The following is a 15,817-nucleotide window of genomic DNA, read 5'->3' on the forward strand; positions in this document are numbered from 1 at the left end:
GCTCCAAAATGGGGTGATCAGGTGGTGAGCATGCGGATCACTGCGGGGAAGGCCATCAGCAGCATCACCTGTACCGCGAGGAGCGCGCCGGGGGCGGTCATCTTCTCGCTGGCGGCGTTCGCCTCGGCGGCCTGGGCGGCGAGCAGTTCGGGGTTGAGGGCGGCGCTGCGCGAGCGGAGTTGTTTGTAGACGGCGGCGCCGTCGGTGGACGAGCCGCGCATGATCTCGGCGATGTCGCCCAGGACGGGCAGGTCGTACTCGTCGCGCAGGTCGGTCAGGGCCTGCCAGGGCGGGATCTTCTCCAGGCGGGCCCGCAGCAGGGCGCCCTGGACGTAGACGAAGGGCCAGCCGCGGCCGACCTCGGCCGCCTTCTCCAGGGCGGTGGTGGGGCCGGCGTCCGAGGCCCGCTTGAGGGCCACCAGTTCCAGGTAGGCGGACATGGCGTGGGCGAACTCCTCGCGGGCGCGCTTGGCCTGGTCGCGTACGGACAGGTCCGGGGTGATCCACAGCAGTCCGGCCACGAGCAGTCCGAAGAGGGCGGGCACGTAGAAGGGCAGGGAGATGCCGGCCAGGATCCAGGGAATCGAGACCAGGACCGGGCACAGCAGGCCGAGCGCGGCGAGCGCGGTCTTCAGCAGCATGAAGCGGCCCGGGCCCTGCCCGAGCAGGGCGAGGTTCTGGGCCGGGATGCGTACGCCCGGCAGGCGCCCCAGGCGGGCCAGCAGCCAGCGTCCCCACACCTCGTCGCGGTCCAGGTCCGGCTCGGGCAGCGCGGTGAGGCTGCTCTGTTCGGTGCGCTGCAGGGCGGCGGCCAGGGCGGGCTGGGGGCGCAGGAGTTCGCGGGTGAGCAGGGCGATGCCGCCGCCGACGGCGGCGCCGGTGAGGACCATGGGCATCAGGTTCATCGGGCACCCGCCGTCTCGTGCTCGAGCTCCCCGGCCACAGTCGCGGCCGCGACCGGGAGGCGGACGGTGCTGCGCGGGTCGCGGCTGAGGAAGCGCGGGATGCGCCGGTAGTGGGCGAGGTGGCGCATCAGCGCGAGGGTGCCGATGAACCCGGTCGTGAGCATCGCGAGCACCAACTGGCCCAGCAGGGTGGAGTAGGGGGCGGTGTAGGAGGGGACGAAGAACCCGGCCACGACGACGCCGAGGGTGATCAGGGTCATCCAGCGCATGGTGGTGCGGGGCTTCTCCCGGTCGGCTTCGGTGTCACGCTTTTTGGCGACTTCGGCGCGGACGGTGGCGGCCAGGTCTTCCAGGGCCTGGGCCAGGCCGGGGCCGCGGTCGGCGACGGACAGGATGAGCGCGGCCACGATCTTGTCTGCGGTGATGTCGTCGAGTTCGTCGCCGAACGCCCGCAGGGCCTCCTCGGGGCGCCAGCCCATGTTCAACCGGTCCGCGAGCGTGGTGATCTGCTCGGCGAGCGCCTCGGGGGCGCCCTTCCGGCTGGTGATCATCGCCTGTTCCAGGCCCATGCCGAGGCGCAGCAGTCCGGCCAGCCGCTGCGTCCATTCGCTCAGGGCCTCGAGCTGCTGGATGCGGACCTTGGTGGCCTGTACCGGGGCGAGCAGCCACGGCACTCCCAGGACGGCCACGCCAATCAGGAGGCCCGCGACGAAGTTTCCGGTCACGAGCCAGATGCCCACCCACAGGACGGCGGCCGCACCTGCCTGCGTGCGGCGCCGCATCCGCCTCTCGTGCGAGCCGGCGAACCAGTCCCGGAGGCCCTGGCCGCGCCAAGTGGTGCGGCGGTCCTTCTTCGGCTCGGTGGTGCCCACCACGCCCCAGACCAGGGCGGTCAGTCCGGCCATCGCCGTCATCCCGCTGAGCAGGGCCCACAGCATCGTCACGTGCCGCTCACCACCTTCAGCGGCAGCGGCTGCGCCCACGCCCCGTACGGGTGCTGCAGGAGCTCGGAGTTGAAGCCGACGCGGCGCAGCTCGTCGATGCATTCGGGGTGCGTGCCGGTGGGCACGGCCCGCTCCTCCCCCACCTCCCGGTTGGGGGCGAAGATGTCGTTGGTGGCCGGACGGCCGGACTCCCCGACCCCGGTGATCTCCACGATGTGGGAGACGAACCGGTGCCGCCTCCCGCCGATCTTCGTCTCGTCGATCATCGAGACGAAGACGATGAAATCGAGGCCGTTGGCGATCTGCCGGTAGGCGAGCTGCTCGGACAGGTTGTTCTGGGCGAGCGCGTACAGCTCGGCGATCCGGTCGAAGACGATGTCGGGGCGGCGTGCGTGGATGGTGCACAGGTTGCCGCCCGCGCCGTTCGTCAGCGCCTGCATCATGGCGACGACTTCGGGTCCGCGGACCTCTCCGACGACCATGCGCTCCAGCGACATGCGCAGCGCCGGGTGCATCAGGTCCAGGAGGCTGACCTCGCCGGCGCTGCGCCCGCCGGCTCCGACTTCGCCGTTGCCCTCGCGGGCCACCAGGGAGATGGCCTGGCGGTGGTAGCCGTTGCTGTGGGCGAAAAGTTCGTCCTCGGTCTGGATGGTGGCGAACCGCTCGTCGGGGTCGAGCTCCTTGAGCAGGGAGCGCATCAGCGAGGTCTTGCCGGCCTTCTGCTTCCCCGCGATGATCACGTTCTTCTCGGCCCGCACGCAGGCCCGCAGGAACTCCGCCAGGATCGGATCGATGGCACCGAGCGCGATCATGCCGTCGAGGTCCGCGCTCTGGACCCGGTGGCGGCGGATCACCGCGTACGTGGTCGGGCCGACGTCCGTGATGGCCTGCAGCCGGGAGCCGTCTTTCAGGGAGAGCGCGAGCAGCGGGTTCGCGGTGGAGATGGTCCGCTCGCCGTGTCCGGAGTCGCGGGCGAGCTCGCGCAGCATCTCCAGGAGCTCCTCCTCGGAGTCCGCGATCGCTCCGACCTTGCGGCGCTCGCCGTCGCCGTAGTCGAGCCACACGTCCTTCGGTCCGTTGATGAAGATGTCCTCGACCCGCGGGTCATCAAGGTAGGGCTGCAGGCGTCCCGCGCGGAAGAGGAGGTCGTAGACCGCGCGCCGCAGCGCATGGTCCTCGGCCGCGGTCGGGCTCACGCCGCGCTCGGCGGCCGCGGCGTTCGACCACAGCGCCACCGCCTCGTTGATCCAGCCCAGGCAGCGCTGCTCCTCGCTGGCCCGATCCAGCGTCGGGTCGGTCTTCAGCAGTTCCTCGCGCTGCTTGGCGACCTGGGACTTGATGTGCTGGGCCACCCGGTAGTCGACGGTGGCCTGCGGCACCGCGCCGTCGGGGGCGGGCGTGCTCGTCGCCGACCCGTGCCCGGAGTGCGGGCGGCCCTGGGCGTGCGCCTGGAGGCGTTCGCTGAGCGGGTGCCCGCCGGCCGGCGGGCGCACCGTCGGGTCGGCGTGGACCGGCCTACCCTGCATGGGACATCTCCCCTCCGGGCGGCCCGGCGTAGCGGGGCGCCAGGCGGGCGCGGCGCAGCGCGGCCCGCTGCTCCAGCACCGTGCTCGCCGAGCGGGCCGCCTTCATCAGCGCCGACCTGGTGAAGTTGCGGGGCTGCTCGGCGCCGTCCGACAACACCCGGGCCTCACGCGGCGCATAGGGCAGGGTGGCCACCACCGGGACTCTCAGCAGGCGCTGCACCTCGCCCGCGGGATACGGGCCTTCGTCGATCATCAGCACGCCGATGTTGCCGACCTTCTCCTCCAGGGCCTCCACGCGCATCTGCGCCGCCTGTACCGAACGCATCGTGTTGCGGACCACGACGACGAGGGCGTCCGCGCGCTGTGCCAGCGCTGCCGAGGGGCCGAAGGCGCCGCTGCGGCCGAGGTCGACCAACACGTCGTGAGCCTGCGCGCCTTGATTCCCGATCCCGGTGAACAGCTTGGACAGGTCCTCCCAGGCCGGGCCGAGTCCGGCCCACTGCGCGGGGTCGGTCACCCCGGGCAGGACCAGCCGATCGCGCGGTGATGCCTGTCGGCCGTCTTCGGCACTCACGTCGATCAGTTGCCGCCAGAACGCCTCGACCAGCTCGCCCTTGCGGGAGGCCACCGAGAGATTCCGCAGCCCGTACCGGTCGCCGACGCTGCCCTGCAGCAGTCCGTAGAGCACGCCGCTTCCGTCGGGGTCGCACTCGGCCAGGACCAGCTTGCGGCCCGGCTGCAGCGGCCAGGACAGCAGCAGCGCGAGCGCGCTCGTGGTCACCCCCGGCGCGCCGCTGCACCCGGCCAGCGCGATCACGCTCACTTGCGGCCGCCCGGCGCATCGAGCACGAGGCGCACCGTCTCCGAGGAGACCCAGGCGGCCAGGCGCGGTCCATCGTCGGCCTGCGCGGCGACGTCGACGACGACCACGCCGGTGCCCGGTGCGGCCTTGCCCGCCTTGACGACCCGGGCGGTCACCGATTCCGGCGTCGAGTCCTGCTTCGACGGGGTGTCCTCGCCCTGGGCCGGTACGTGCACCAGGCTCACTTTCTGGCCCGGCGTCAGCGCGGTGGCGGGCACCTGCTCGGGCTTCAGCCCGATCGGCACCACCTGCTCACCGGCGTTGACCAGGGAGCGGGAGGTCACCTGCGAACGGGCAAGCAGCGATCCGGGGCGCAACTGCACCGCGGCCCGCTTGCCGACCACGGAACCGAGGTCATCGGCGTTCACCGCCTTGACCGCCGGGTCCAGGGCCATGGACGCGCGTCCCAAGTCGGCCTCCGTGATCACCTCTCCGACCTGAACGTCCCGGGTCACGGTGACCACCTCGGTCCTATCGCCGCTCTGCATGACCAGGACCACCACGCCCGCACCGCCCGCAGCGATCAGCGCCAGCGACAAGGCGATGAGCCCCGGCCTGCGCCGACGGGCGGACACCCGCGGCGGTGCGACCGGCCCGGCCGGGCCCTGTGCCGGAATGCCGTTCATGGCGGGCCCGGCGGCGCGGTCTTTCGTCTTGCTCACGTTCGTTCCCCTTCGGAAGGGCTATCCGACGACCTGCACTTCGCCGACCGCCACCTGAGCCTGGCTCTGGCGGACCTCGGTCAGCTCCCCTGCTTCACCGCCACCACCGGTGACCTGCCAGTCGATCGACCAGGTCGAGGTGGCCGTCAGCGCGAACTTCCCGCCCGCAGCCTTCGCCGACGTCTTGGTGTAGCGGTGGCCGCAGGTCGGTGACTCCTTCATGCCGTACGACTCCTTGTAGGGCGTGCCCGGACCGGCACACGTCTGCGTGCCGCCGTCCCCCATCCGCCATACGATCTTCTTCACCTTCGCGGTCGCCGTCACTGTCACCCCGCCCGCCGTGGCCGTCGCCGTGTTCGGCCCGAAGGTGGTCGGCGTCTTGCGCACCCACAGCCACATCGGCACCCCGACCACGTACTTCCCGGCAGCACGCGGACTCGCGATGTCGGGTCCGGCCAGCTTCATCTGGTCGACGGCGCGCTGCGCCACGACTTCCGGGTCGATGGCCGGTACGTCCGGAGCGCCGGCGGCGTCCGGGATCCACACGACTCCCACGCGGCCGGTGGAGGGGCACGTCACGCGGTAGACCGCGCCCTTGCCGCCCCGGCGCTTGCCGTCTTTCATCGCCAGGTTGTTCGCCGGAGGCTGCGGCTTGGCCTTCGTGTACGTGCACTTCGGTCCCGACTTCCCGCCCTTCGCCGAGCTCTGTGCACCCCCACCACCTCCGCCGCCGCCCGTGCCGGGCTCGCGACCGGGCTCCTCGGCGCAGACCTTGACCCACATCACGGCACCGTCACACAGGCCGCTGCTCTTCTTGCCGTCGGCGTACGCGACGGGTGCGACGCCTGCCACGAGGATGGCCGCGGCCAGGGCGGCGCGCCTTAGCATTCCGCCCCGCCTTGCGGGTTGATGTCGGTCACCATCCAGCGGCCGCCGTCCCAGCGCTCGACTTTCGCCGTCGTGATGTACTTCAACGGCTGCTCGGGCGGAAGCGGCTTCACCTTCTTCGCTTTGGTGTCGTACATCCGGTACTTCGACAGGTCGACGCAGTCCTTGATGGTGGCCGTCGGTGTTTCCGCTTTGCTGTCCAGCTTCGCGTCTGGTTCGTGGCCGAGTTCGCCGCGGACGACCGTCCCGGCCTTCTTCATGTTGGCAAGGTCGACCTCGACCTTGCTCAACGCGTCCAGGCTCGCGTACTTCTCCAAGTCGGTCCCCTTGGCGGAGGCCTTCCTGTACGCCTTTGCTTGCTCGGTCAGGAACGAGTCGTACACGGCGAGCGCGGCCTTCTTGTCGGCCTCTTGGGGATCCTTGGTGGGCGTGCTCGACGTCGACGGAGCAGCCGTCACGGACGGCTTCGCGGACGTGGCCCCGTCGTCGGAGTCGCTGCAGGCGGTCAGCAGACCGAGCGAAACCAGGACCCCGGCAGCAGCCAGGAGATTACGGTGGCGAACAGCCGTGCTGTGGTGGCGTGTCACATTTCTCCCGTTCGGCGCGTGGGGTCAGACGGCCGGCGCGGGCACGCCCTGTCAATACCCTCGCCTAGGCCTGGCCGAGCTGCACTGATGCGCATTTAGTAGCCATGAGGTTACGCATATGCCAGCCATGTTCCCAGCTCCCATCAGAAGTAATCGATCGCAACTAGGGTCGAACCGGGTCACATTGGGGTACAGGAGTCGACAAGTTGCTCTGTGCATAGGTGACTTCCTGCCACGAACGACCGGAGAGACGCCGCTCCTCCTCGTCAGCGTGCCGACCCCTTCGTCCGCTGATCTGCCCTCAGCGCACGACGTACGCCCCGCTCGCCGCTCCCGAGCGTTGGCAAGCTGACGGGCTCGCACTGTCGAGGGGACCCCGACGAGACGTTGCCGAGCTGAGGCGCTGTGTGATTTGCGGCTACCGCGCGTACCGTTCCGGTTGTGTCGAGCTCAGAACGGAGTGCCCCATGCAGGACCGGCAGGAGCAGCACATCGGGCGGCGGGTCCGCGTGGCGCGGATTGCCGCAGGTCTCTCTCAGGGGGAGCTGTCCGGCCTGGTCGGCCGCTCCGCCCACTGGATCGAGGACATCGAGGCGGGCCGTCTGGGCCTGGACCGCTACTCGATGATCTGCGCGCTCGCGGACGTATGCGACGTCGATGTGGTGTGGCTGCTGGGCCAGCCCTACTGCCTGAACAGCACGGGCGCGGCGGCCGCCCACTCCTTCGTACCGGCACTGCGCGCGGTGCTGCGGCGCTCAGGCCTGATCCTCTCCGGGCACCCCGGACTGGTCCCCTCCTGCCCCCCGGCCGACATGGAGCGTATGAGGGAGAAGGCGACCGCGGTCAACCGGGCCCGCCAGGGCGCTGCCCTTCCGGCGGCCGCCGAGGCGCTGCCTGCCTTGCTGGAGGAGCTCAACACCACACTGCTGGCCCACAGCAGCGGCCGGGAACGCGCCCATGCGCTGCAGCTGCTCGTCGACGGTGCCCGCAACGCGCGCCAGACCCTCAACGTGCTCGGCTACCCCGACCTCGCGTGGGTGGCCGCGGAAGTGGCCGCGGGGGCTGCGACCGAGCTCGACGACCCGATCTGCAAGGCCGCCGTGGCCTGGGATCGCTGCGGGGCCATGCTGCACCAGGGCTCCATGCGCGAGACCGAGGCGATCGTCACCGCGGCCCTGACGGACCTGCAGCCCGCGGTCGCAGAGGGCGGGGCGACGGCGCTGTCGCTGCACGGGGCGCTCATCCTGCGCAACGCCGTGGCCGCCGCCCGCGGCGGGCAGAAGGAAGAGGCCTGGGCACACCTGCGCGACGCCCTGGAGGTGGCGGAGCGCCTGCCGGAGGGCTTCAACGACCTGGAGCACCAGACCGTTTTTGGCCGCGCGAACGTGGCGGTGCACGCCACGGAGGCCGGGGTGGAGGTGGACGAGCCCGACAAGGGGCTCGGCTTCGTCCCCGACGTGAACGTGGCGGCCACGCCCTCGCGTGAGCGCGTCACCCACTACCGGATCGACGAGGCCCGCTCGCTCTGGCGCCTGGGCCGCCAGGCCGCGGCCGTCACCACGCTGCGTCAGGCGGCCGTGCACGCCCCGCACTACGTGTACGCCAACCCCATGGCCCGGGCCCTGGTCGGAGACATGGTGCGCATCGGCATCCCGTCCCGGGCAGCCGCCCTGTCCGGCCTGGTCAAGGGCATGACCCTCGCGGGGTAGGCCCTGCCAACACCGTTTGCGCATATGCCATTTCGGCGGCTCCCAGGATTCCTGGGGGTCGCCGTCGCGCTGTGGGGCCAGCCTCCCTCGTACATCACAGACCGTGAGAGTACGACTACATCGGGAGGTGAGAGCGTGCGCGCCCTCCACAGCCGCGATCTCACTGGATGCGCCATGACCTACGCCAGCGTTCTGGACTGGCCCATCGCCGTCGGCCACCGCTACCGCCGCACCGGCGGCTGCACCTGCCAGGACACCGACCCCGGCGGCCTCTGCCCGGCCCCCGGGGCACATCCCCGGGCCATTCCCGTCGAGCCTCTCGCGGCCGACGCTGTGGCCACCGCCTTCGACCAGGCGCCCGGCGCAAGCATCATCGCCGCCTGCGGCCTCTTCGACGTCATCACCCTGCCCTACCTCCTGGGAGCTGGCCTGATGGTCCGCCTGGATCGTCTGCCCGTCCATACGCCCTGCCTGATGACCGGCCAAGCCCGCGCCTCCCTGCTCGTCTCCCCGGGCACCGCCCGGGAGCTGAGCGGGTATGCGGGCGTGACGGTGCGCAGCGGGACACACGGGTGGGTCGCCCTGCCGCCCAGCCACCAAACGCGCTGGGACACCGCACCCGAACCAGGTCAGCCACTCCCCCGCGCCGGCGACCTGGACCCGCACCTGCAGCGAGTCGCTGAGATCGCCAGCCGCGAGGCAAAGAGGCCCACGTCATGACGCACCCCACCGGCGAAGTACGGGAAGCCGGGGGCACCGTGGCGGTGCTCTACGTGAACCTGTATGGCCTGGACGCCACCGAGCGCCGCACCCGCATCAGGGATGTATACGCCGTCGCCGAGGACCAGGGCCTGACCGTCGGCCGGTGCCACCTGGATGACTGCGCGGCACACGTCCCCCTCACGGCACGGCCGCGGTCGGGATGGCGCAGTCTCACCAAACTCGTCGAAGCACCGCAGTCGCCGGTGGACACCGTGATCTACGCGGACGCGGAGGACCTCGGGCCGCCAGAGCACCGCCAAGACCTGGAAGCCTGGGCCGCCCGTCACCGCTGCGCCCTCGTGGACTGTGGCCTGCCTCCCCGGATACCAGAAGAGGACCTCGAGGAACCCGAAACCGTGGACCTGGACAAACGCGCCGAGCCGGTCACTCACAGCCTCGACGTGCAAGAGACGTTCCTGAGCGTCAAAGAAGCCTTGGACCTGCCCGACCCGTGCGACCCGGAGAGGTTCGTGGAGCTCCGTGACAGGCTGCGGGCCGACCTGTCCGGACTCCTCGGTTCACAGACCCTGCGGGACAGCCAGAACGACCTGGTTCGCAGCGAACTGCGGCGCGCCCGAGCGGTCCTGCAGCGCGACACCCCGCACATCGGCGAGACAGCGGCGTGGGACCACCTGCGGGAGCTGGCCTGGGTGACACGCTGCCTGGCCTGCCTCCACAACTGCGCTCCAGCGCGCCAAGAGCGAGACGGCCACGGTCGCCTCAACAGCCCCGAAGGAGCGGACACATGCCCTTGAGCGACATGCATGCGGGCCCGGAATGGTTGCGCGCGGCCCGCTCGGTCCACGGGAACCCGCGGCCGCCGGCCGTCGAGACACCGCCCACAGACCCTCAGCGCACCGAATCACCTCACCACGATCGTGCCCCTGCCGTGTATCTCCCTGCGATCAGCCACCCGCACGAAGGGAGCCACTGAACAACTGGTGGGGCCTACTGTGAGGCACTGTCCCACCTGCTACCACCCTGCTACCTTGAAGGCATGAGCAGCAGGAAGCAGACCCAGGTGCGCTTGGAAGCCGACATACTGGCCGCTGGCAAGGACGCCGCTGCCGCGCGCGGCCTGGACTTCAACCGGTACGTCGAGCGCCTCATTGCTGAGGACACCACTGGCGCCCGCGCGGCGGGCATGGCCGCCGCCCAGCGCCTCATCGACACCCACGGAGATTTCCTCGTCGGCCTGGAGGCCGATCTCGACGCGCAGCACGCCCCGGCACTTCCGAGCCGGGGCGCCGCTGCGTGAGCATGTCCCTGCACGTCGATCTCTCCTGGATCCTCGAAGTCGCCCAGCGTGCCGGCCATCGCGACCCCGCCCCCGACGACCTCGGCGTCCCGATCGCCGCCGTCGCACGCCACCGAGCTGAACTCCTTGACCAGCCCGTATACGGCGGCCCTTACGCCCGCGCCGCCGCCCTCGTGCACACCCTCGGCCGCTGCCGGTGGCTGGAGCGCTCCAACCTCACCGTGGCCTGCGCCGTCGCAGTCATGTACCTCAACGCCAGCGGTATCGCCGCCGACCCGACACGGGATCAACTCACCGCCCTGGCACATGAGCTGTACGACCCGCGGTGCACCGCCGCGCGCATCGCCGAACACCTGCGCAGCTGGCGGCCCTAACTCTGCCGGTCACAGGAGGCCAGCGCCACAGACGCCATCCTCACGGCCGGATCAGGAGTTCTCCTTGGCAACCTCGAGCGCACACGTTCCCTTTACCGCCAGAGTTTCGGCGGCTCTCAGCCCTCGGCAGGTGGAGGGCACAGTGGCCGACGGCCGTAGCCCAGATGCGGGCCGGCCTCCCCACCACGCGGTGAGAGGAACGGGTAGATGCATGGACCCACGTGCAGGTGCGTCCGTTTTCGGTTGACGAGATCCCGTCGATCTTCATGATCGAGCGGGATCTTCGTCGTTTCCGGGGTCTGTTCGAGGCTGTTCGGGGTGAGCGATGGCGGCGATCGGTGGCCGGGCGTCCTGGCGTTGGTCGTTCGCCCCCTATGAGGTCTTGCTCCGCGCTCGTCGGCGCCAGCCTGGCGGCGGGCGACGTCACGCAGGGACGCCGAGCGGCGGGTGTTCGAGCACGCGGGGCTTGTACTCGACCAGCTGGGTGCGGCCGTCGAAGGTGCGGTGCTCGATCATCTCGAGGGCAACGTCCGGATAGCCGTCGTAGATGCGTTCTTCGCCCGTGGCCCCGGTGATCACCGGGAACATCACGACACGGAAGCGGTCGACGAGTCCGGCACGTAGCAGGGACCGGCACAGGCTGAGGCTGCCGATCGTGCTGAGGAGCCCCGAGCCGCTCGACTTCATGGCGCGGACCGCCTCGACGGCGTCGTCGCGGACGAGCGTGGAGTTGGCCCACGTCAGTGGCTCCTCGAGTGAGGAGGAGAACACCACCTTGGACGCTTGCGTGAGTTCGTCGACGGACGCCTCTTCTTCGGGCCTGAACTCGTCTTGGCCCTTTGGGACCTGGCCTGCGGCGAAGCCCGACATCAGGCGGTAGGTGTTCGCTCCCATCAGGTAGGTGGCCTCGGGCTGCTCGCCGAGCCATGCGAGGTACTCCGGTCCCTCGAGGCCCCAGAACCCGGGCCATCCCTCTCCCGATGCGTGGCCGTCGAGGGAGGTGATGAAGTCGACGAGAAGCTCCGACATGGCGGTGTCCTTTCCTGGGGTGTCACGAGCTTGGACCGTCCGGGAGCCGCAAATTCATCGGCCGCGCTGTGGAGCAACGGGAAAACCCATGACGCTGCAGCCGATCAGATCGGCGGAGCGGCACTGCTACGGAGGGCCCGGAGGCCTACCAGCCGCGACCGCCGGCGGGCTGTGATGGGGCGGTCCCGGTTCGGCGGCCTGGCCATGCTGTTCGTCGAGGCGGTCGGCGAGGCACGCACCATGATCCGCGACCTACTGTCGAGCTGAGGGAGAGATGTGACCACCATCGCCGTGACCGGGCATATGGACCTGACCGAAGCCGGCGTTGCGCTGGTACGAGAAGCCCTGCGCTCGGCTCTGAAGCCCTGGACGGACGGCAGCTTGGTCGGAGTCTCGTGCCTTGCTCAGGTTCCGACTCTCTGTTCGCGGAAGCCGTGCTCGGCGGCCGCCTGGTGGCGGGGCCGTTGTGATCCCCTCACAGGACTACCGCGAGAACAAGGTCAAGCCTGATCACGCGCACACCTTCGACCGGCTCAGGAGGCTGCCGAGGAGGTGCTGGTGCTCCCCAACGAGACCGCAAGCCGGACGGAATACGAGGACGCAACCGCACACTGCTGCAGCGCGCAGACCGGCTGATGGCGGTCTGGAACGGCGAGCCGCCCACGGGCAAGGGCGGCGGCACCGCTGACACGGTCCTCGAAGCGCGTGAGGCGGGCCTCCCGTAGATGTCGTGTGGCCAGAGGGCGCGGCACGCCTCGGCTGACAACCCACAGCGCCCCCTCCAGGAGGCTTTGGGCTGCGCGAGTCGACACGGTGGTCACCGTACGGGCTCCCATCTGGAGTTGCGGCGGGCCAGGAGGACTTGGGCGGGCCGACCGTCCTGGGCCTCTCCGGCGGGATCGGCCCCGCCCTGGCCAGGTTCGATGACATCGGCGACCGCTCCGGCGCACAGAGACGTCCTCACGCCGTCGAGGGCGGGGAGCTGACATCGCGTTGTCCATCTACGGACCAGCGATCAGCCACAAGATCAGGCACGCGTCCATGTCCTGGTTGTGGCGGTAGACCACTGAGATGCCGCGGCCGCCGGTCCGCTCGGGAAGCAGCTCGATCGCGTAGGACTCGCTGTTCGGGTCGGCGTCGGGCAGTCCGCGAGCGTGCTCGGGCGTCGGGTCGTCCTCGAGCGAGCGGCGGACAGTTTCGACGGCGGCCCGCTCACCGAGCGTCAGTTCGGTGCGGATCTTCTCGGCGGTGTCGGAGTAGAAGGCATGGGTCACCGGTCGGCCAGCTTGCGGCGGAGTTCGTCGGTGACGTCCTCGGTGCTCCGAGCGAGCGCAGCCATGCCCTGGGGGTCGTACCGGAGCAGGACGCGGTGCCGGTACGCCTGGGTCAGCTCGCGCACGGCGGCCAGGTCGTCGAGGTCGATGGCATCCAGCTCCTCCTCGAACCGGCGAAGGTCGCCGGGGAACCCCCAATTGCCGAGGGCTTCCCTCAGATCGGAGAGCGTGCCCATAGGCGGAGTGAAGCCGGGCCGGCTGGCCGAGTGGTCGGGCTGTGCGGTCACGGTGACCTCCTCGTCGCTGAGGTCGACGCTACTCGACTGGCGCCTGGCTGCGGTATGGCTCCGGGGAATCCGTACGGCAGTGCGGAGCCATGCCCTGCCGGTTGGGCGGGGCCAGCTGGTGTGGCGTCCCTGCCTGTGGAAAGACGCAGTCGCCCTCCCGTCCGCCGCACCGGACGCACCGGATGTAGTCGCCCGGGCCGCTCGCCACGGGCACGTCCGGCACCGCGTCACGCACTGCCGCCGGCCGCTCGTGGACGGCACGCGCCGCTGCCAACCACTCGGAATCGGAATGAACGTGTCGCATCGTCATGTCGGCAGCGTCTTTCTTGATCGGTAAACGGGAGCTGATCCCGCGCAGTTCCTGTGACTGTGACGTCCGCGCGCAGGTGTGACGGGAGTTGATGCCCCGATGTGGGGGCGTCGTGCCAACCGCCGGTGGTGCCTTGGGCGGGCCGAGGGCCTGTGCCCGCCCTCGCCTCAGGCGTCGGCGGGCAGGGAGCAGTCCGGGACGTGCGCGTAGCTGAGCATCGGCCTCGAGTTGCCTCGCCACACGTAGGGGATGAACAGCCGGTCCTGGCTCACGGTGTGACGGCACCAGCCGCAGTACGGGGCGGGCCGCCTGGCCTTCTCCCGCGCTTCAAGGTGTACTCGGAGGTGGCTGCGGGAGGTGTCGCACAGGGCGGCTCGGCAGGGCACGCAGCCGTGCAGGTGGTCTACCCAGTCGAAGTAGGTGACCAGCGCGCGCGTCTGGAGGCGGTAGCAGGTCCGGTAAGCGTGAGGCGCCCAGCCGCGGGCGCCGCCGAGGTCGACGCCTTCACTGGGGAAGATCGGGCGGGGGCACCACACGCACACGTTGCCGGCGTTCTGCTGGATGGTGAGGGCGGTGGCGGTCGGCACGACGAGGATGCGCATGGTGTCCTTCATGGAGTGCATCGCGGCGTCCTCTCCTGGGCTGTGCGCCGGGCGCGGCGCGGGAGGGTGCCTGTCTCGCTGTCCTTCATGGCGTTGTGAGCCTGGCAGTCGTCGATGTGGCGGAGGATGGGCCGGTGCAGCTCTTCGCTGCGCGACAGGGCGTGGTCGGTGGTGGTCATGGCTCGATCGCCTTCAGTGCCTCGGCCGTGGACAGCAGCGCGGCGAGGTGCGCGGGGTCGCACAACTGCCCGCGGCGGGGCGGCGGCACTGCCCAGTACGTGACCGGTGAGACCTTCTTGCCGATGCGCGGCACGGCGAGGTACGTGCCAGTCCTGAGCCGGTCACCGGGCCCTTCCCACACGGCGTCCGGTGCCACGAGTACGTAGTAACAGCCGCTGCCCGTGCGCGTGTCGCACACGACGGGGCCGTGCAGCCAGTCGTCCAGCGCCTGCTCCACCACGTCCGCCCGGTTGCTGCCCACCGCGGCGTGGATGAGGCGGCCGGGGACGCGGATGGCGTCGAAGCGCTCGCCGAGCGGCAGGAGCGTGATGCCGTGGTTGGACCACTCCGATACGGCCTGACGCGGTACGGGGTGTGTTCTGGCGAACCAGTCGGCGATGGCGCCTCTGTCCGGTGTCGGCTCCCGTGCGTTGCTTTCTGGGTCCGGCCGTGGGCCCTTGGTCGCGGCCATGTCGCTCCTCACGTGCGTGACCTCCTACGCGAAGGGAGGCCTCGCAACAGCTCGTTGCTCGTTCACCCGGGTGCGCCCGCTCGGCTCTCCGGGAGAGCGGAGCGGGCGCAGTCACGGGTCCACGACCGCGTCCACGACGCGGTCCGGGATGCTGACCGACGGCAACGCCGTCGCCGTCGGAGACCTCGTCGTCCACGACCACGCACAGCAGGACGACGGCACCGAGACCCATCAGCGTGGACACCCCGTACAGCAGTCGTTCCAGGGGGTCGCCGCGCTGCGCCCGGTGCCGGCCTGCCGTGCTCACGACGGCTCTTCCCGCCCGGCGCGCGGCTTGTCCGTCTCGGTCCGGTGCATGTATGCCAGGCAGCGCACCTGCCAGGCCAGTTCTCGCAGGTGGTCATGTGCGGACTGCGTCAGGCGCGGGCTGGAATTGTCGAGGAGGAATCGGCCCCCGCGCCGCATCTGGTCCTGCACGTCCGGGTGCGTGGACCGCTGCAGCACATCAGAGGTGTACAGCGTGCTGAGGTCCACCAACAGGGCGTCGGCCATGGCCTGTACCTGCGTCGGATCGTTCGGGTTGACCAGGTCCAAGGCCTTGCCGCACCGCCGGATCGTGGCGCCCACGTTCACCTCGAACGCGGTCTCGTCCGTCACGACGACTCACCCCCGTCGTCGCCGACTGCCGCGGCGTCGGACTCGGTGGCGAGGAGGGACCTGATGAAGCACCCGTGGCGGGCCGCCCAGGCCCGCACCTCGTCCTGCTGTGCGGGGTCCTGGACCAGGTCGTCGAGGCTGTGGAAGACGATTCCGTCGACGGCCGTCGCGGGGTTCTCGACGTGCTGCACGATGGCCCGCCAGCCCGGGCGGTCGCCGTGAGGAGCATCGGTCGCGGCGTTGTCGTTGACGGCGTCGATGATGTGCCAGTCCAGGGCCTGGGCGTACTCGTAGCTCGCGTGCATGTACGTGTGACGGTCAGCTATGTCCTCGATGCCGTACACGTTCAGGTAGAGGAGGACGCCGGCGGGCTGCACGCCGGACACGGTGCTGGTCGGCCGTGTGCTCGCTTGATCTCCCGTGCTGCTCTGCATGGCCAACACCCTTCCGCTCGCGGAGGGTGGGTGGAAGGCAGCAGGCGTATCACTAC

20 protein-coding genes and 1 pseudogene are annotated in these 15,817 nt (G+C 70.3%); 6 read left to right on the forward strand and 15 right to left on the reverse strand.

The annotated features are described in order from the left end of the window. Nucleotides 1–17: 17 nt before the first annotated feature. From IEY91_RS39245 to IEY91_RS39275, 7 genes are read right to left on the reverse strand one after another with little or no spacing between them, the layout of a single operon-like run. On the reverse strand, nt 18–905 hold the full coding sequence (locus tag IEY91_RS39245) for a hypothetical protein (protein WP_189177571.1): 888 nt from the start codon (nt 903–905) through the stop codon (nt 18–20). Next, nucleotides 902–1,849, reverse strand: a complete 948-nt coding sequence (locus IEY91_RS39250) for a type II secretion system F family protein (RefSeq protein WP_189177572.1) — start codon at nt 1,847–1,849, stop codon at nt 902–904. Before IEY91_RS39250 ends, IEY91_RS39245 begins: the two co-directional genes overlap by 4 nt. Then, nucleotides 1,846–3,375 carry a TadA family conjugal transfer-associated ATPase gene (locus IEY91_RS39255; protein WP_189177573.1) on the reverse strand — a complete coding sequence of 510 codons (1,530 nt, stop codon included), beginning with the start codon at nt 3,373–3,375 and terminating at the stop codon, nt 1,846–1,848. Before IEY91_RS39255 ends, IEY91_RS39250 begins: the two co-directional genes overlap by 4 nt. After that, nucleotides 3,365–4,198: a CpaE/TadZ family protein gene (locus IEY91_RS39260; protein ID WP_189177574.1), complete on the reverse strand. Its 834-nt coding sequence runs from the start codon at nt 4,196–4,198 to the stop codon at nt 3,365–3,367. The genes IEY91_RS39255 and IEY91_RS39260 overlap by 11 nt, the downstream gene beginning before the upstream one ends. Then, nucleotides 4,195–4,899 carry an SAF domain-containing protein gene (locus IEY91_RS39265; RefSeq protein WP_229697661.1) on the reverse strand — a complete coding sequence of 235 codons (705 nt, stop codon included), beginning with the start codon at nt 4,897–4,899 and terminating at the stop codon, nt 4,195–4,197. Before IEY91_RS39265 ends, IEY91_RS39260 begins: the two co-directional genes overlap by 4 nt. Nucleotides 4,900–4,920: 21 nt before the next feature. Further along, nucleotides 4,921–5,787 carry an ATP/GTP-binding protein gene (locus IEY91_RS39270; RefSeq protein ID WP_189177575.1) on the reverse strand — a complete coding sequence of 289 codons (867 nt, stop codon included), beginning with the start codon at nt 5,785–5,787 and terminating at the stop codon, nt 4,921–4,923. Next, the gene (locus IEY91_RS39275; protein ID WP_189177576.1) at nt 5,781–6,374 is read right to left on the reverse strand and encodes a hypothetical protein; all 594 of its coding nucleotides are present in this window, start codon (nt 6,372–6,374) and stop codon (nt 5,781–5,783) included. Before IEY91_RS39275 ends, IEY91_RS39270 begins: the two co-directional genes overlap by 7 nt. A gap of 467 nt (nt 6,375–6,841) precedes the next feature. Here IEY91_RS39275 and IEY91_RS39280 point away from each other — a divergent pair, with 467 nt between their 5' ends. The 5 genes from IEY91_RS39280 to IEY91_RS39300 all read left to right on the forward strand — a co-directional run bounded on the left by IEY91_RS39280 (nt 6,842) and on the right by IEY91_RS39300 (nt 10,477). Next, nucleotides 6,842–8,083 (forward strand): helix-turn-helix domain-containing protein, encoded by a 1,242-nt coding sequence (locus tag IEY91_RS39280; RefSeq protein WP_189177577.1) that lies wholly within the window; start codon nt 6,842–6,844, stop codon nt 8,081–8,083. Nucleotides 8,084–8,257: 174 nt separating this feature from the next. Then, nucleotides 8,258–8,803, forward strand: a complete 546-nt coding sequence (locus IEY91_RS39285) for a hypothetical protein (RefSeq protein WP_189177578.1) — start codon at nt 8,258–8,260, stop codon at nt 8,801–8,803. Then, nucleotides 8,800–9,600: a hypothetical protein gene (locus IEY91_RS39290; protein WP_189177579.1), complete on the forward strand. Its 801-nt coding sequence runs from the start codon at nt 8,800–8,802 to the stop codon at nt 9,598–9,600. The genes IEY91_RS39285 and IEY91_RS39290 overlap by 4 nt, the downstream gene beginning before the upstream one ends. 242 nt (nt 9,601–9,842) lie before the next feature. After that, nucleotides 9,843–10,103 carry a hypothetical protein gene (locus IEY91_RS39295; protein WP_189177580.1) on the forward strand — a complete coding sequence of 87 codons (261 nt, stop codon included), beginning with the start codon at nt 9,843–9,845 and terminating at the stop codon, nt 10,101–10,103. A gap of 2 nt (nt 10,104–10,105) precedes the next feature. Beyond that, complete coding sequence (locus IEY91_RS39300) at nt 10,106–10,477, forward strand: fic family toxin-antitoxin system, toxin component (RefSeq protein ID WP_189177608.1); 372 nt, start codon at nt 10,106–10,108, stop codon at nt 10,475–10,477. 423 nt (nt 10,478–10,900) lie between these two features. On the opposite strand, the gene IEY91_RS39305 is transcribed toward IEY91_RS39300, so the two are convergent. After that, nucleotides 10,901–11,506, reverse strand: a complete 606-nt coding sequence (locus IEY91_RS39305) for a dihydrofolate reductase family protein (protein ID WP_189177581.1) — start codon at nt 11,504–11,506, stop codon at nt 10,901–10,903. A 276-nt stretch (nt 11,507–11,782) separates the two neighbouring features. Between IEY91_RS39305 and IEY91_RS39310 the strand changes: the two are divergent. Beyond that, nucleotides 11,783–12,269, forward strand: a pseudogene (locus IEY91_RS39310) (hypothetical protein). Between the two features lie 238 nt (nt 12,270–12,507). Here the strand turns inward: IEY91_RS39310 and IEY91_RS39315 are convergent. The 7 genes from IEY91_RS39315 to IEY91_RS39345 all read right to left on the reverse strand — a co-directional run bounded on the left by IEY91_RS39315 (nt 12,508) and on the right by IEY91_RS39345 (nt 15,761). Continuing rightward, the gene (locus IEY91_RS39315; protein WP_189177582.1) at nt 12,508–12,780 is read right to left on the reverse strand and encodes a hypothetical protein; all 273 of its coding nucleotides are present in this window, start codon (nt 12,778–12,780) and stop codon (nt 12,508–12,510) included. Beyond that, entirely contained in the window at nt 12,777–13,067 is a 291-nt protein-coding gene (locus tag IEY91_RS39320) for a hypothetical protein (RefSeq protein ID WP_189177583.1), read from the reverse strand. Before IEY91_RS39320 ends, IEY91_RS39315 begins: the two co-directional genes overlap by 4 nt. A 477-nt stretch (nt 13,068–13,544) precedes the next feature. After that, nucleotides 13,545–14,000, reverse strand: a complete 456-nt coding sequence (locus IEY91_RS39325; protein ID WP_189177584.1) for a hypothetical protein — start codon at nt 13,998–14,000, stop codon at nt 13,545–13,547. Next, nucleotides 13,988–14,158 (reverse strand): hypothetical protein, encoded by a 171-nt coding sequence (locus tag IEY91_RS42185; RefSeq protein WP_189177585.1) that lies wholly within the window; start codon nt 14,156–14,158, stop codon nt 13,988–13,990. The genes IEY91_RS39325 and IEY91_RS42185 overlap by 13 nt, the downstream gene beginning before the upstream one ends. Continuing rightward, on the reverse strand, nt 14,155–14,670 hold the full coding sequence (locus IEY91_RS39335; protein ID WP_229697663.1) for a hypothetical protein: 516 nt from the start codon (nt 14,668–14,670) through the stop codon (nt 14,155–14,157). Before IEY91_RS39335 ends, IEY91_RS42185 begins: the two co-directional genes overlap by 4 nt. Before the next feature lie 303 nt (nt 14,671–14,973). After that, on the reverse strand, nt 14,974–15,327 hold the full coding sequence (locus IEY91_RS39340; protein WP_189177586.1) for a hypothetical protein: 354 nt from the start codon (nt 15,325–15,327) through the stop codon (nt 14,974–14,976). Then, the gene (locus IEY91_RS39345) at nt 15,324–15,761 is read right to left on the reverse strand and encodes a recombinase family protein (protein WP_189177587.1); all 438 of its coding nucleotides are present in this window, start codon (nt 15,759–15,761) and stop codon (nt 15,324–15,326) included. The genes IEY91_RS39340 and IEY91_RS39345 overlap by 4 nt, the downstream gene beginning before the upstream one ends. Between the last annotated feature and the right edge of the window lie 56 nt (nt 15,762–15,817).

This window comes from Streptomyces lasiicapitis (assembly GCF_014646335.1).
In the GTDB taxonomy this organism is placed as follows: Bacteria; Actinomycetota; Actinomycetes; order Streptomycetales; family Streptomycetaceae; genus Streptomyces; species Streptomyces lasiicapitis.